This window comes from Micromonospora sp. NPDC047670 (assembly GCF_043204915.1).
Classification (GTDB): Bacteria; Actinomycetota; Actinomycetes; order Mycobacteriales; family Micromonosporaceae; genus Micromonospora.
Map to the genome: position 1 here is coordinate 275938 of NZ_JBIDDA010000006.1, position 15389 is coordinate 291326.

Below are 15389 nucleotides of genomic sequence, written 5' to 3' on the forward strand. Positions count from 1 at the left end.
GTACGGTGCCGAGCCGAGGCAAGGACGGTGCACGCGCGGCGTGTACGTGACGCTCAGCCCACTGGGTGCCAGCGCACTGCTGGTCGATCACGCGCGGGCGAGAGGCACGCGCGGCGGCGGCGCCACGTCCTGCCAGTGGCCCACCAGCTCCCGGTAGGTGGGCGAGCGCCGCAGCAACTCGTCGTGGGTGCCGACGATCGGCCGGTCGCCGTCGAACACGAGCACCCGGCGGGCCCTGGTCGCCGAGCTGATCCGGTGCGCGATCACGATCAGCGTGCCGGGGCGGCGGGCGAAGGCGCGCTCGACGGTCGCCTCCAGCGTCGGGTCCAGGTGGCACGTGGCCTCGTCGAGGATAACCAGCGGCGCCGGGGCGAGGTAGGCCCGGACCGCGGCGACGAGCTGTCGTTCCCCGGCGGACAGAGCGCCGGGGTCGATCTCGGCGGCGAGGCCCCCGAGTCGGGTCACCAGGGGGCGCGCCCCGAGGGCGTCCACGGCGGCCGCGACGGTCGCGTCGTCCACCTCCGGGTGCAGGTAGCGCAGGTTGTCGGCGAGGGTGCCGCTGCGCACGTACGCCTCCTGCGGCACCAGCACCCGCAGCCGGGCCAGCGCGTCCGGCGCGGCGGTGGCCACGGGTGCGCCGGCCAGGTGCACCGTGCCGGACTCCGCGGGCACCAGCCCCGCGACCAGGGCGGCCAGGGTGGACTTGCCGGCGCCGCTGGGCCCCACCACGGCGAGGTGCTCGCCGTCGGCCACGGTCAGGGTGAAGTCGGCCAGGACGGGCCGGGCGTGCGGGCCGTACCGGAAGGTGAGCCCGCGCACCCGCACGGCCGGCGCGCCGGCGCCGGCGGGGCGCGGCGCCGGGCCCAGGAGCGCGGCCGGGCGCGGCGCCGGCCCGGGCGGCGGGCAGGTGCGCAGGACCCGGCCCAGGGTGACGGCGTAGCGCAGCCCGCCGCCGCCCACGCCCTGCACGACCGAGTGCAGCGCGGGTTGCAGGCCGGTGGTGACGTAGACCAGCGCGCCGAGCACCGCGCCGGTGCTGAGCCCCTGCCGCACCAGCCACGGCGCGGCCAGCAACAGCACCACCACCGGCAGCCAGCCGCCCAGCCCGAGGCTGAGGCTGCGCAGCGCCGCCATCCGCGCGAGGGTCCGCTCGGCGTCGGCCTGCGCGGTGACCCGCCGGTCGACCCCGGTCACCATTCGGTCCTGCGCGCCGCAGGCGACCACGTCGCGGTGCCCGGCCAGCGCGGACGCCGCCGCCCGGCCGAGTTCCTCGCCGGCGGTGACCTGGGCCCGCTGGTGCGCCACCATCGCCGGCAGCGCGGCCGCGAACACGGCCAGCCCGAGCACCAGCGGCGCGGCCACCGCGCCCGCCAGCGGCGGCGCCAGGGCGAGCAGGCCGAGCAGCGCCGCGCCGGCGGTGAACAGGAACCCGCGGACCACCAGCAGCAGCCCGCCGAAGGTGTCCCGGACGACCTCCACCTGGTGGGTTAGCCGGGCCACGGCGGCGCTGTCGGGCCGGCCGCCGGCCCGGATGGCGTCGTGCAGCGCGGCCTGCACCACGCGGGCGGCCAGCTCGTCGCGGAACGGCTCCACCACGGCCCCGAGGCTGCGGTACACCTGCCCGGTGGCGGCCGCGCCGACCAGCACGGCCGCGGCGAGCCCCGCCAGCCAGGCCAGGCCGGTGGCGAACTGGCCGGCCAGGAAGCCCCGGTCGACCGCTCGGGCCACCAGCAGCCCGCTGAGCAGCGCCGGCAGGGACTCGGCCACCGACCAGGCGGCGAGCCGGCCCAGCGCCCGACGGCGGGCCCGCAGCGCCGCCCAGGTCGTGCGGCGTACGCCGCTCACCGGGCGTCACCGCCGGGCGCGAAGACGGCCCGGTAGTCCGGGTCGGTCCACAGCCGCCGGTGCGGCGCGAGGGCCCGCAACCGGCCGCCGTCGAGCCAGGCGACGAGGTCGGCCGCCGCCGCCGTCGTCGCGCGGTGGGTCACCACGAGCCGGGTACGGCCACCGCCCCCGTCGGCCACCGCACGGGCGATCCGGTGTTCGGTGGCGGTGTCCAGGCTGGACGTCGCGTCGTCCAGGATCAGCAGCCGTTCGGCGGGAAACGCGCGGGCCAGACCCAACCGCTGCGCCTCGCCCCCGGACAGCGGCGCGTCCGCCAGCGGGGTGCGGAAGCCCTCGGGCAGCCGGGCGACGACGTCGGCGACCTGCGCCGCCCGCGCCGCGGCCAGCACCGGCGCCGTGGCCGGGGCGTCGTCGGCGGGCGGGCGCGCCGACTCCTCGGGCAGGGCGAGTCCGATCGCGTCGTGCACCGTCTCGCCGACCAGGACCGGCCGGTCGAAGGCGTGCCCGACGGCCCGGCGCAGCGCCGCCGGAGTCAACCGGCGCAGGGGCGTGCCGTCGAGCAGCACGTCACCGGCGTCCGGGTCGTGCAGCCGGCCGGCCACGGCGGCGAGGGTCGACTTGCCGGCGCCGGAGCGCCCGACGACGGCCACGGTGGCGCCGGGCGGGACGGTCAGATCCACCCCGTCGAGGACCGCCCGCCCGTCCCCGGCGCGCACGCCGACGCCGCGCAGCCGCAGCTCGCCGCGCCCGGGCGGCAGCGGGTCGGTGCCGTCGCGGCGTGCCGGGTGGGCCAGTGGCTCCGCGATCCGGCCCGCCGCCGCGCGGGCGCGGACCAGCCGGTTGAGGGTGGCCAGCATCGCGCCGAGCCCGGCGCCGAGGGCGGCGTACTGGACCGCGGCGACCAGTTGACCGGGGGTGAGCCAACCGGCCGTGAGCGCGTACCCGCCGACGGCCACGACGGCCACCTGCAGCAGCGGGCCGACGGCGGCGGTGCGGGCGCTCGCCCGGGCCAGCAGCCGCCAGCCGAGCAGCCCGTACCCGCGCAGTTCCGGCAGGGCCGCCAGCACCCGGTCGCGTTCCCGGTCGGCGGTGGCCGCGGCGGCGATGGTGCGGGCGCCGCCGAGCGCCTCCAGCAGCCGGCCGGCGATGGCGCCCAGCACCCGCTGGTATCCGCCGACGGCGGCGGAGGCGTCGGTGACGAAGGCGCGCATGAGCACCGCGAGCAGGGCCAGCCCGCCGAGGAGGGTGACGCCGAGCAGCGGCTCGATCAGGGTGAGCGCCACGACGCTGCCGATCGGGGGGAGCAGGGCGACGACGCCCAGCACCACGGCGGTGCCGGCCTGCCCGGCGTCGGCGGCCTGGCCGACGAGCCGGCCCACCAGGTCGCCCACCGGGTACCGGCGGACGGTGCGCACGTCGCAGGCGAACAGGTGACGCAGCAGCCGCCGGCGCAGCAGGGCGGTGGCCCGGGCCGCGCCGTAGCCGCCGGCGAGGTCGGCGAGGACGTCGGTGACCATGAGTGCAGCGACCAGGGCGCAGGCGGCGGCCGGCCACCAGGAGCCGTCGCCGCGCACGGCGGCGTCGACGGCGAGCCCGAGCGTCGCCGGAAGCGCCAGTTCGGCGGCCGCGCCGGTGAGCGCGACCGCCGCGAGCAGGACCGTCCAGCCGCCGCCGTCGCGGACCACCCGGCGCAGCAGCCGGTCGGGGCCGGTCAGCGTCGGCATCGGACCTCCCACGAAGACGTGCGGCCCCGGGCGGGTACGTCTACCCGCCCAGGGCCTCGCGTGCGACCTGATCAGTTGCAGGTCGTGACGGACAGCGAGCTGTCGCCGCAGAGCAGCAGGCTCGCCCGGCTGCCGCCGCCGGTGCGGTCGGCGGGGGCCATCTCCAGGCCCTGAAGGTCCAGAAGCGCCATGTCGTGTCACCTCCTTCCGTGCTGGTCGGTCGGGTCGGTCGCCCTCGCATCGGCGAGGGAGTCGGGGGCGCCCGTCAGGGGCGCGAGGAACGGCAGGCCCACCGGCGCGTCGTGCCGCGCGGCGGCGAGTGCCAGCAGCACGCCGGCGGTGCCGGTGCCGAGGTCCATGGACAGCCGCAGTAGCTGCTCGCCGGGGAACGCGGTGCCGTCCCGGTACGGCAGGGCGTGCCAGGCCAGGCATTGCACCTGCGTCGCCAGTTCCCGCCGCAGTCCCGGGTCGTCCGGGTACGCCGCGAGGTAGGCGACGATGCCCGCCCGGCCGGCGAACAGGCCCGACTGCGCGTAGAACGGGGACCGGGCGGCGCGGCGCACGCCGGCGCTCGCCTCGGCGAACCGCTCGTCGGCGCGGTGGCGCAGGTACTGGTCGAGCACCAGCCCGATGCCGACGCTGCCCTGCCCGAGGTACGGCATGGTGCGCCAGCCCTCGTTGACCTCCAGCGCGCCGTCGGGGCGGACCACGCAGCGACGCAGGTCCTGACGCAGGGCGGTGGCGGCGTGCTCCAGCAGGGCCTGCTCGCCGGTCAGCTCGTGCAGCCGCACCAGCAGCAGCGCCGGCCCGCTCCGGCCGCGCAACAGCCCGGCGTACGGGTGCCGCCCGCCGCTGACGTCCGGTCCCGGGTCGTCGCCGAGCTGGTCGACGACCCGCTCGGCGACCCGCCAGGCCGCGTCGCGCAGGGCCGTCTCGCCGGTGCGCCCGGCCAGCTCGGCGAGGTTGAGCGCGATCCCGGACAGGCCGCCCGCGAGGCTGTGGTCCAGCCCGTCGACCGGCTGCCGGAGGCAGATGTCGAGCACGTCGAGGGCGTCCTGCCGGCGGCCGAGCAGCTCCAGGGCGTACGCGACGCCGTGCAGGCCGTCGTAGAAGCCGCACCGGGTGCCGGCGGCGGGCGACGTGGCCCGGCGCACCAGCCACTGCTCGTGTTCGGGCCAGCGCCCGGCCCCGCTGACGTGCAGGGCGTACAGCACGCCGGCGGCGCCGTGGGCGAGGTTCAGCCCGCCGCTGCGGAACTGTTCGATGTCGCCGGGGAAGAGCCGGTCGTCGCGCTCGGGGGTCGCGCTGGCGAGGATCGCCCGGGCGAGCCGCTCCCGGTGGGCGGGGCCGACGTCGACGGTGAGGTCCGCCGCCGGTTCGACGGCCGGCGCGCCGGCGGGGGCGCCGGTGATCTCCCGCACGGCGGCGTCGAGGAGTTCCCTCGGCACCGGGAAGTGCGCGGCGATCACGTCGGCGAGGTGCGCGGCCTTGGCCGGCGCCAGCCGGACCAGCTGGGTCAGCGGCAGGAACAGCGCCAGCCGCAGGCAGGCCAGGGCGTACCGGTCGACGGCGGGACCGGTGCGGTCCCGGGGCGCGGCGAAGCCCTGGTTGCGCAGGCCCGGCCGGCGGTGCCCCTCGATCGGGGCGGCGACCTCGAAGTCGACCAGCGCGATCCGGTCGTCCGGGCGGACCATGACGTTGAACAGGTGCAGGTCGCCGTAGACGAGGCCGCGCTCGTGGATGGCGTGCACGACCTCCTCGACCTGCCGGTGCACGTCCAGCGCCCACCGGGTGTAGTCGGCGCGGTCGGCGTCCGTGGCGTCGGCGTCGATCAGCGGGTACCGGTCGACCAGGACCTTGTTCAGCGCGCGGCCCTCGATGAACTCCAGCGCGAGGAACCGGTGCTCGCCGAGGGTGAACTCGTCGTGCACCCGGGGCACCTGCGGCAGGTCGGCGAGCCGGCGCAGCGCCTCGGCCTCCCGGGCCAGCCGGGCGACGGCGTCGGTGCCGTCGGCGTCCAGGCCGGCGTGCGGCCGGGCCTCCTTCAGCACCACCTGCGTGTCGGTGCGCAGGTCACGGCCGACGTAGAGGCCGCCGCCGTTGGAGAAGTGGATGACCTTCTCGATGCGGTACGGCACCTCGTCGGTGCTGGTGGCGTTGCGGGCGGCCAGGTGCGGGCCCAGGAAGTCGGGCAGCGTCACCCAGGACGGCACGTGGAAGACGGGGTCGCGGCGGTCGGGCACCAGGGTGCCGGTGTCGTCCTCGATCGCCGGGACCACCTGCCCGTCGGGGGAGTGGCAGTAGCGGGCGGCGAAGCCGCCGTAGCGTACGTACACCGGGCCGGCGCCGTGGCGCAGGTCGCTCAGGATGTACGGGCCGGGTTCGCCGGCGAGCAGCTCGTCGAGCTCCTTGCAGACCAGCTCCAGCTCCGCGTCGTCGCGGGGGTAGACGGTGACGAACTTGCCGCTGGCCGCGCGGGAGGCGTACTTGGAGTTGCGCAGCAGCAGGGTCCGCGGGCCGCGGAGGAACTTGAACGACAGCCCGCGCGGGACGCAGTAGTCCCAGACCGTGTCCAGCACCCGCTCGGCGTTGTCCAGGGTCGCCGACACGTGGATCTTCCAGCCCTGCTGGGGCAGCGTGCCGCCCTGCGGGGCGTAGATGAGCCAGTCGTCGAGCGGCTCCGAGCGCCAGCCGTCGGGCACCGGTCGCCGGGCCGCCGCGAAGGTGGGCTGCTCCACCGCGCTGCCGAGCGAGTCGTAGAACAGCCGGTCGGCGGCGCAGTAGCTGTCGTAGCGATCGTCCACCGTGACCACTCCCTCCGCTGTTCGGTCGAGCCCTCGGCCCTGCTGGTGGATATGAGTCTGTCCGTTCGGGCCATGGCGCTTCCAGTGCGATCAGTCATGACGATGAATGCGTGCCGCACGGCCGGCCGTGACAAATGTCAGGCGCGCCGGCAGGCCCGCTGGTCCCGCGGGCGCCGGCGGGCCCCGTCGTCCGCGCCGGGGCGGGCGGTGCGAGCGCGCTGGTCGGTGGCGGTACGGTGCTCGCCGTGACCGCAGACGATCACCCCTCCGCCGCCGGCGGACCCGTCGCCGTGCTGGCCAACCCGACGGCGGGGCGTGGCCGGCACCGGGGACTCCTGCCGCAGGTCCTGCACCGGCTGGCGGCCGCCGGCCGGCCGGTACGCCTGCTGCACGCGCGCAGCGCCGACGAGGCCGAGGCGGCGAGCCACGTGGCGGTCGACGGCGGCGCGTGCGCCCTGGTCGCGGTGGGCGGCGACGGCACGGTGCACCGCGCGTTGCAGGCGGTCGCCGGCACGGCGGTGCCGTTCGGCCCGGTGCCGGCCGGCACCGGCAACGACTTCGCGGTCGACACCGGCTTCCCGGCCGACCCGCTCGCCGCCGCAGACGTGATCGCGGCGGCGCTGCGCGACGGCCGCACCCACCCGGTGGACCTGGCGCGGATGACGGGCCCCGACGGCGTGCGCCGCTGGTACGGCGCGGTCCTCGCGGCCGGCTTCGACGCGATCGTCAACGAGCGGGCCAACCGGATGCGCTGGCCCCGCGGCCCGCGCCGCTACGACCTGGCGATCCTGGTGGAGCTGGCCCGGCTGCGCCCGCGCCGCTACACGCTGCGCCTCGACGGGGCGACGCACGAGGTGGACGCCGTGCTGGTGGCGGTGGGCAACTGCGCCAGCTACGGCGGCGGAATGCGGGTCTGTCCCGACGCCGACCCCACCGACGGGCTGCTCGACGTGGTGGTGGGCGGCCGGTTCGACCGGCGCACCCTGATGCGGGTCAAGCCGCGCATCTACCGGGGCACCCACGTCGCGCACCCGCTGGTGCGCAGCTACCGCGCCCGCACGGTCGAGTTGGTCGCCGAGGGCATCACCACGTACGCCGACGGCGAGCGCGCCCTGGGCCTCCCGCTGACCGTCACCGCCGTCCCCGCCGCCGTCCGCCTGCTGCGCTGACCGCGCCGGGCCTCCCGGTCGCGTCACCGTCCGCGGTGGCGGCCCGGCGTCCGTCGGCGGCGGTCAGGGACCGACGGTGCGGATGATGCGGTCGAGCCACTCCGCGAGGAGGGCGCGTTCGGCGGCGGTGAGGTCGGTGGCCAGGTCGTCGAGGGCGGCGCGCAGGGCCACCGCGTGCCGGACCGGGCGGCCGGCGCGGGAGGTCGCGCGGGCGGCGGGGGAGTCGGTGACCAGCGCGCCGAGCACCGCCTCCCGGGTCCGGGCCGACAGGGCGGCGTCGCGCTGCTGCGGGGGCGTGCGGATCAGGGCGAGGGTGACCCCGCAGGCCGTGGCGTGCAGCATGTCCGTCGCCTCGTCGACGCCGGTGCGCAGCCGGCCCGCCTCGGCCACCCGGTACACGAGCTGCCGCAGGATGTCGGCCGCGACCCGGGCCGCCGTCGTGGTCTCGCCGGGGCGCGGATCGCCGTACATCAGGGCGTGGAAGGCGGGGTTGGCCACGCCGAAGCCGACGTGCATGTCCCAGCCCCGGCGCAGGTCGTCGACCGGGTCGCCGGCGAGGTCCCGGGCCGCCTCGGCGTGCAGGTACGCGGCGAACCCGTAGCTGGCCGCCGCGTCCAGCAGGCCGCGCATGTCGCCGAACTGTCGGTAGATGGTCGGCGCCTGCACGCCCGCCGCCCGGCTCACGGCGCGCGTGGACACCGCCTCCCGCCCGCCCTCGGCGAGCAGGGCGGCGGCGGCGCGGACGATCCGGTCCCGGGGCGACGTCTCGGTGATCATGACAGCGACGATAACGCCCTCATGTTAGCGCCGTTGGTTAACGTCGCTGTCGGTGTGCCGTTAGCGCTGCTTCTCGACGCCGGCCACGTCCAGCACGGCGCCCAGCCCGTTCGCCCGGCCCGCCTCGGCGGCCGGCAGCACCAGCACCGCGCACCCCGCCGCCACCGCGCCCGCGTCCGCCGGGGTGTCGCCCACCATCAGTGCGCGCTCCGGGTCGGCGCCGAGCATGCCGCAGGCGCGCAGGAAGATCCCCGGGTCCGGCTTGCAGCGCCCCACCTCGTACGACAGCACGAAGGCGTCGACCAGGTCGGCCAGCCCCCACGCCGCGAAGATCGGCCGGATGTCGAAGCCGATGTTGCTGACCACGGCCACCGGAACCCCCGCGGCGCGCAGGGCGGCCATGGTCGGCGCGGTGTCCGGGTAGGGCACCCAGCCCTCGGGGACCAGCACCCGCTCGTAGAGCGCCTCGGCGAACCCCTCGATGCCCGCGTCGACCGTCTCGGCGAGCCCCGTGTAGGCGCCCCGGTGGGCGTGCGGGTAGAGATCCCGGTCGGCCCACAGCTCGGCCAGTCGGGGCGGCACCCGCGCCGGCGGCGGACCGCCCGCCCGGCCGGCTGTCAGCAGCCGGTCGGCCAGCGCGGTGGCGCGCATCCGCTCCAGCGTCACCCCGCAGGAGGCCGCGGCGGCGAGCACCCAGTCGCGGGGCTCCTCCACCTGCGCCAGCGTGCCGTGGAAGTCGAACAGGACCGCCTCCACCCGGCGGCGGGACGGGCCGGGGCCGACGGCGTCGTCGGCGCCGGGTGGGGCGTGGGGCGGTTCGGCATGGTCCGGCACGTCGTGCACCCTACCGACCACCTCCGACCGGGCTGTCGGTTGGCCTTGTCACGTGGCCACCGACGGCACGCATTAATCTTGGGGACATGTCGAGCCCCGCCGAGCGGTACGCCGCGGCGCGCCGCCGGGCCGCGCAGGCCTCACAGTTCCCGGCCCTCGAAGAGTTCGCCCTCGACCTGGGGTTCGATCTCGACGACTTCCAGCGGGAGGCGTGCCAGGCCCTCGAACGCGGCAGCGGCGTGCTGGTCTGCGCCCCGACTGGCGCCGGCAAGACCGTGGTCGGCGAGTTCGCCGTACACCTGGCGTTGCGCGGCGCGCCGGCACGCGACGCCGCCGCGGGCGACGCGGTGGCGCCCACCGGCGGCGACGAGGTCGCCCCGGCCGCGCCCCGGCGGCGCAAGTGCTTCTACACCACCCCGATCAAGGCGCTGTCGAACCAGAAGTACCACGACCTGGTCGACCGCTACGGCGCCGAGCAGGTCGGGCTGCTCACCGGCGACAACGCCATCAACGGCGACGCCCCCGTGGTGGTGATGACCACCGAGGTGCTGCGCAACATGCTCTACGCCGGCTCGGCCACCCTGGACGGCCTGGCGTACGTGGTGATGGACGAGGTGCACTACCTCGCCGACCGGTTCCGCGGCGGGGTGTGGGAAGAGGTGATCATCCACCTGCCCGCCTCGGTCACCCTGGTCTCCCTGTCGGCGACCGTGTCCAACGCCGAGGAGTTCGCCGACTGGCTGGTCACGGTGCGCGGCGAGACCGCCGTGGTGGTCAGCGAGCACCGCCCGGTGCCGCTGTGGCAGCACATGCTGGTCGGCAAACGGATGTTCGACCTGTTCCACGACGCCGACGCCGCCCGCAAGCACGACGTGCATCCGGAGCTGCTGCGCTACACCCGCGACACCATACGCCGGCTGGAGCTGGGCGAGGGGCGCAGCGCCGGCCCCGGCGGCGGACGGCGCGGGCCGCGCTGGCGCGGCCCGATGCGCCCCGACATCGTCGACCGGCTCGACCGCGAGGGCCTGCTCCCGGCGATCCTGTTCATCTTCAGCCGCGCCGGCTGCGCCGCCGCCGTGCAGCAGTGCCTCGCCGCCGGCCTGCGGCTCACCTCACCAGAGGAGCGGGCGGAGATCCGCCGGGTCGTCGAGTCGCGGGTCACCGCCATCCCGGGCGAGGACCTGTCGGTGCTCGGCTACTGGGAGTGGCTCGACGGCCTGGAGCGCGGGCTTGCCGCCCACCACGCCGGCATGCTGCCGGTGTTCAAGGAGGTCGTCGAGGAGCTCTTCGTCCGGGGCCTGGTCAAGGCCGTCTTCGCCACCGAGACGCTCGCCCTGGGCATCAACATGCCGGCCCGCTGCGTCGTGCTGGAGCGCCTGGTCAAGTACAACGGCGAGGCGCACGTCGACCTGACCCCGGGGGAGTACACGCAGCTCACCGGCCGCGCCGGCCGGCGCGGCATCGACGTCGAGGGGCACGCCGTCGTCGTCTGGTCCCCGGAGACCGACCCCCGGCACGTGGCCGGCCTCGCCTCCACCCGCACCTACCCGCTGCGGTCCAGCTTCCGGCCGTCGTACAACATGGCGGTCAACCTGGTCGGCACGGTCGGCGCCGAGCCGGCCCGGGCGCTGCTGGAGTCCTCGTTCGCGCAGTTCCAGGCGGACCGCTCGGTGGTCGGCCTGGCCCGCCAGGTGCAGCGCAACACCGAGACCATCGAGGCGTACGGCGTGGAGGCGGCCTGTCACCACGGCGACTTCGACGAGTACTTCGCGCTGCGGGTGGCGATCGCCGACCGGGAGCGCGCCATGGCCCGGCAGGGGCAGAGCCAGCGCAAGGCCGCGGCGGTGGCCTCGCTGGAGCGGCTGCGCGTCGGCGACGTGATCCGGGTGCCGTCGGGCCGGCGCGCCGGGCTGGCGGTCGTGCTCGACCCGGCCACCGGCGGCTTCGGCGAGCCCCGGCCGCTGGTGCTCACCCAGGACCGGTGGGCCGGCCGGGTCAGCCCCGGCGACTTCACCACCCCCGCCGAGGTGCTGGCGCGCATCCGGGTGCCGAAGCACTTCAACCACCGCTCTCCGGCCGCCCGGCGGGACCTGGCCGCCGAGGTCAGCGGCACCGGGCTGGACCGGCACGGCGGTCGCCGGGGCGGCCGGTCGCGGCAGGCGGTCGGCGAGGACCACCGGCTCAGCCAGCTCCGCGCCGAACTGCGCCGGCACCCCTGCCACGCCTGCCCGGACCGCGAGGAGCACGCCCGCTGGGCGGAGCGACGCCGCCGCCTGGAGAAGGACACGGAGGAGCTGCGGCAGCGGGTGGCCGGCCGCACCGGTTCGCTGGCCCGTACGTTCGACCGGATCGTCGCGCTGCTCACCGCCCGCGGCTATCTCGCGCCCGACGGCGCGGTGACCGACGCCGGCCGGATGCTCGGCCGGATCTGGACGGAGGCGGACCTGCTCGTCGCCGAGTGCCTGCGCCGAGGGGTGTGGGACGGGCTCTCCCCGGCCGAGCTGGCCGCCGCCGTGTCGGTGGTGGTCTTCGAGGCCCGCCGCGACGTCGACGAGCGGGCGTCGCTGCCGCGCGGCCCGGTCGCCGAGGCGGTCGACGAGACGCTCAAGCTGTGGAGCGAGATCGAGGCCGACGAGGCGGCCCGCGGCCTGGCGGTCACCCGCGAGCCGGACCTCGGCTTCGCCTGGCCGATCTACCGGTGGGCCCGGGGCGAGGCCCTGGCGAAGGTGCTCGCGAGCGGCCACGAGATCGACGGCGAGATGCCGGCCGGCGACTTCGTCCGGTGGGCCCGGCAGGTGGTCGACCTGCTGGGTCAGCTCGCCGACTCCGGCGGCGCGTCGACGGAGCTGAGGTCCACCGCCCGGCAGGCGATCGCCGCGGTCAACCGGGGCGTGCTGGCATACCACGCCCCGGCCTGACCGTCACTGCTCGCCTCGGCGGATCGGATCCGTCGGCGCGACGGCATCCCCCGAGTTGTCCCGGGGATGCCGTCGGATCTGATGAGGGCCTCCGCAGGTCCTGCTCAGTCGAGCGCCGACTCGCCGCCGGGGTAGGCGAAGGACGCGCGCGGTGAGTAGAAGCCCCAGACGATGTCGAGCGGCTCGGCGGGGCGCAGGGCGTAGACCGGGTGCTCGGGAGCCAGGAACTCCACCGACTCGATCTCGAAGGGGTCGACCGGCTCCGCCACGAAGGGATAGTTCCCGCTCAGCAGCGTGCCGTCGAGCCGGGTGAGGTAGCGGAGCTGGCCACGGTTCACGGCATCACCGGTGCGACCGACCCGGGCCGTCGTGCGGATCACCGGTACGCCGTCCGCCGCCGTGGTGGCGACCAGCCGGTGCCCCGTCACCTCGATCGTGGTGGTGCCGGCGCTCGCCGGCACGCCCCGCGCGGTGGCGTAGTCGCGGACCACCGGGCTGGAGTTGACGTAGTGCGTCCACCAGCGGCCGGGGGTCACCCCGTCCGGGGCGTCGACTCCGGACAGGTCCGGACCGAGGTACGTCAGCGAGTAGGCGCCGAAGCCGGAGGTCTGCGCGGCGTCGTCGACGACGTACTGGTTCATGAAGACCTGCCGGTTCGGGGCCGGTTCGAGGCCCTCCGGCACCAACGCGGCGACCGCGTCGGGGTCGGCCGGAACCCAGCCGAAATAGATCATCCGGCTGTTCACCACGAGCTGCGGTGCGGCGAGCTCAGTCATGAGGCTCCTTCCACGCATCCGATCGATGGCTACGACGCTACGTGGCGCGCACCGCGCGGACACCGACGGATTGGCGACACCGGCAGCGCTGGCAACGGTGGCACGGCTGCCGTCTCCCGTCGGTCCTGGCGGGAAAGCGCGGTTGCGACGCGTACGGCGTGGTTGACGGGGCATCGGTTCATGATCGCGAAGCTAGGACCGGACCGGCTGCGCCGGGCGTACCCGGCGTTGACTCCGCCTGACGATCCGGTAACGGTCGGGTCGCCGGCTACCGCGTCAGGCCGATGAGCTGTCCGCGAGGATGCGTTCCAGCGTGCGTCGACCCATCCGGCTCATGGCCGGATTGCTGTCGACGTAATACCAGACGACCCCCATCGCCTGCTCCAGGGCCCACGCCTTGCCGCGCTCCCATTCGAGGTCGTCGCAGCCGAGATCCTCGCGAAGCACCTGCCGCGGCCCCGCCTCGAGCAGATGCCACGCGCTGACGAGATCCAGGGCAGGGTCGGCCGGTCCCAGGCCGCCGACGTCCAGAATCCCGGCCAGGCGGCCGTTGGACACGAGAACATTCCCGGGAATCAGATCACCGTGATTCATCACGTCTCTGGCCGCGCTGCGCGGCAGGTTCCGCAGGACTGCCCACAGCCGGCGCAGGCGCGGTACGTCCAGGAGTCGTTCGCTGTTGCCGAAACAGGTCTCCATCCACGCGTCGCTGGATCTGAGGTCGCCTCCTCGGCCTCCGCCGCGGAACGTCCGGCCGCGCGTGTCGATCGCGCGTACGTCGTGGATGAACTCGGCCAGATCGTGCGCGAACGCGACCGATTCGGCGGGATCCTCGTCGGCTGCCACGACACCTGGCACCCAGGTCTGCACGGACCACGGAAGTGGGTAACCCGCCCCGGGCTCACCAAGCGCGACCGGCTCGGGCGTGCGGAACCGCGTACGCCCCACCAGCTCGCGGGCTGCTTCGGCCTCAGACTCCAGCCAACGCCGCGCCGACTCGACGTCCCGCGGCTCGAGCGGGAAGCGGGCCGTGAGTCGGTCGCCGATGCGGAAGATGGCGTTGACCGTTCCCTGCGAAGGAACGCTCCTGATGGGCAGGGTTCGCCACTCGGGGAACTGCTCAGCTATCAACTCGCGTACCGTCTCGACCGGCACGGCCAGCTGGTTGGCATGCATCTGCACGCCGGAAGCATCGCCGACTTGATCATCCGCCGCAACGTGCTTCGAGACACGTAGGTCCTGTCAGGCGTTCCTCTGACGGGCGGGCCGGCCCCGGTGACCGCGCGGACGTGGGTCAGGCGCGCTGGGCGAGGGCGTCGACCAGGCGGCGCGCGGAGCCGGCCAGGTTCCACGTGTCGGCGAGCTCCAGCAGCCGGTCGGGGTCGGCCGGGGCGGCCGGCAGCGCGGTGGGCAGCTCGGGCAGCGGCACGTCGAGGGCGACCCGCACCACCTTCGGCGCGACGGCCAGGTAGTCCCGGGCGGCGGCGAGCTTGGTGCGCAGCCCGGGGGCGAAGCCGGAACCCGGCTCGTCCAGGGCGGCCAGGATGCCGGCGATGTCGCCGTAGCGCTCCACGAGCCGGGCGGCCGTCTTCTCGCCCACGCCCGGCACCCCGGGCAGCCCGTCGCTCGGGTCCCCGCGCAGGGCGGCGAAGTCGGCGTAGCGGGCCGCCGGCACGCCGTAGCGGGACCGCACGGCGGCGTCGTCGCAGTCGTCCAGCTTGGCCACGCCCCGCCCGACGTAGAGCAGCCGCACCGGGCGGGCGTCGTCGACGAGCTGGAACAGGTCCCGGTCGCCGGAGACCACCTCGACCGGCGCCGGCTGGGTCACCGACAGCGTGCCGAGCACGTCGTCGGCCTCGTAGCCGGCCGCGCCGACGTGGGTGATCCCGACGGCGTCGAGCACCTCCAGGATCAGCGGCACCTGCGGGCTGAGCGTGTCGGGCACCACCTCGCCCCCCTCGGGGGCCAGCCGGTGCGCCTTGTACGACGGCAGCAGCGCCACCCGCCACTCGGGTCGCCAGTCGTGGTCCATGGCGCAGACCATCCGGTCGGGCCGGCGGGTGCGGATCAGGGTCGCCAGCATGTCGAGGAAGCCGCGCACCGCGTTGACGGGGCTGCCGTCGGCGGCCCGGGCGGCGGACTCGGGGATGCCGAAGAAGGCCCGGAAGTAGAGGCTGGGCGCGTCGATGAGCATGATCGGGGGTTCCTGTGCCACGCCCGACAGCCTGGCACACCGCACCGACGATCGGGGGGCGCGGCGCGGCGGGCCGGCGCGGTCAGGGGCGCTCGTCGCCGGAGTAGAGCGTCTCGCGGCGGGCCAGGTACTGCACGGCGTAGCTCGCCACCAGCAGCGCGATCGCGACCGCCACCTCGATCCAGGCCGCCGTGCCGTCGGCGATCGTCAGGCCGACGACCAGCAGCGCCAAACCGGCAACCGCGAGGATCCCCGACCAGAGCAGCCGGCGGCGGCGCGCCGCCGCGCGGTCGTGGTCGGTGGGTGCCACGGCTGTCGTCCTCTCCTCGGGTGAGGCGCTCGCAGCTC

At 75.9% G+C, this 15389-nt stretch carries 12 protein-coding genes; 2 read left to right on the forward strand and 10 right to left on the reverse strand.

What is annotated here, in order from left to right; translation table 11 throughout:
* Positions 1-87 precede the first annotated feature (87 nt).
* The 4 genes from ACGF7U_RS17420 to lanKC all read right to left on the reverse strand — a co-directional run bounded on the left by ACGF7U_RS17420 (position 88) and on the right by lanKC (position 6373).
* Positions 88-1845 carry an ATP-binding cassette domain-containing protein gene (locus tag ACGF7U_RS17420; protein WP_393107653.1) on the reverse strand — a complete coding sequence of 586 codons (1758 nt, stop codon included), beginning with the start codon at positions 1843-1845 and terminating at the stop codon, positions 88-90.
* Complete coding sequence (locus ACGF7U_RS17425) at positions 1842-3569, reverse strand: ATP-binding cassette domain-containing protein (protein WP_393107655.1); 1728 nt, start codon at positions 3567-3569, stop codon at positions 1842-1844. Before ACGF7U_RS17425 ends, ACGF7U_RS17420 begins: the two co-directional genes overlap by 4 nt.
* A gap of 71 nt (positions 3570-3640) precedes the next feature.
* Entirely contained in the window at positions 3641-3760 is a 120-nt protein-coding gene (locus ACGF7U_RS17430; protein ID WP_013734295.1) for a SapB/AmfS family lanthipeptide, read from the reverse strand.
* A gap of 6 nt (positions 3761-3766) precedes the next feature.
* The gene (lanKC, locus tag ACGF7U_RS17435; RefSeq protein WP_393107657.1) at positions 3767-6373 is read right to left on the reverse strand and encodes a class III lanthionine synthetase LanKC; all 2607 of its coding nucleotides are present in this window, start codon (positions 6371-6373) and stop codon (positions 3767-3769) included.
* Positions 6374-6609: 236 nt separating this feature from the next.
* On the opposite strand from lanKC, the gene ACGF7U_RS17440 reads away from it, so the two are divergent.
* Positions 6610-7542 (forward strand): diacylglycerol kinase, encoded by a 933-nt coding sequence (locus tag ACGF7U_RS17440; protein WP_393107659.1) that lies wholly within the window; start codon positions 6610-6612, stop codon positions 7540-7542.
* 63 nt (positions 7543-7605) lie between these two features.
* On the opposite strand, the gene ACGF7U_RS17445 is transcribed toward ACGF7U_RS17440, so the two are convergent.
* Together ACGF7U_RS17445 and ACGF7U_RS17450 are read right to left on the reverse strand one after the other, a co-directional pair.
* On the reverse strand, positions 7606-8319 hold the full coding sequence (locus ACGF7U_RS17445) for a TetR family transcriptional regulator (RefSeq protein WP_393107661.1): 714 nt from the start codon (positions 8317-8319) through the stop codon (positions 7606-7608).
* A 60-nt stretch (positions 8320-8379) separates the two neighbouring features.
* Positions 8380-9153, reverse strand: coding sequence for an HAD family hydrolase (locus tag ACGF7U_RS17450; protein ID WP_393107663.1), 774 nt, complete (start codon positions 9151-9153; stop codon positions 8380-8382).
* Between the two features lie 86 nt (positions 9154-9239).
* Between ACGF7U_RS17450 and ACGF7U_RS17455 the strand changes: the two genes are divergently transcribed.
* Positions 9240-12071 carry a DEAD/DEAH box helicase gene (locus tag ACGF7U_RS17455; protein WP_393107665.1) on the forward strand — a complete coding sequence of 944 codons (2832 nt, stop codon included), beginning with the start codon at positions 9240-9242 and terminating at the stop codon, positions 12069-12071.
* A 104-nt stretch (positions 12072-12175) separates the two neighbouring features.
* Here ACGF7U_RS17455 and ACGF7U_RS17460 read toward each other — a convergent pair whose 3' ends face one another.
* From ACGF7U_RS17460 to ACGF7U_RS17475, 4 genes are all read right to left on the reverse strand, one after another.
* Positions 12176-12847, reverse strand: a complete 672-nt coding sequence (locus tag ACGF7U_RS17460; RefSeq protein ID WP_393107667.1) for a hypothetical protein — start codon at positions 12845-12847, stop codon at positions 12176-12178.
* Between the two features lie 276 nt (positions 12848-13123).
* The gene (locus ACGF7U_RS17465; RefSeq protein WP_393107996.1) at positions 13124-14023 is read right to left on the reverse strand and encodes an aminoglycoside phosphotransferase family protein; all 900 of its coding nucleotides are present in this window, start codon (positions 14021-14023) and stop codon (positions 13124-13126) included.
* Positions 14024-14141: 118 nt separating this feature from the next.
* Positions 14142-15041: a 5'-3' exonuclease H3TH domain-containing protein gene (locus tag ACGF7U_RS17470; protein ID WP_393107998.1), complete on the reverse strand. Its 900-nt coding sequence runs from the start codon at positions 15039-15041 to the stop codon at positions 14142-14144.
* A gap of 82 nt (positions 15042-15123) precedes the next feature.
* On the reverse strand, positions 15124-15351 hold the full coding sequence (locus ACGF7U_RS17475; RefSeq protein ID WP_393107669.1) for a hypothetical protein: 228 nt from the start codon (positions 15349-15351) through the stop codon (positions 15124-15126).
* Between the last annotated feature and the right edge of the window lie 38 nt (positions 15352-15389).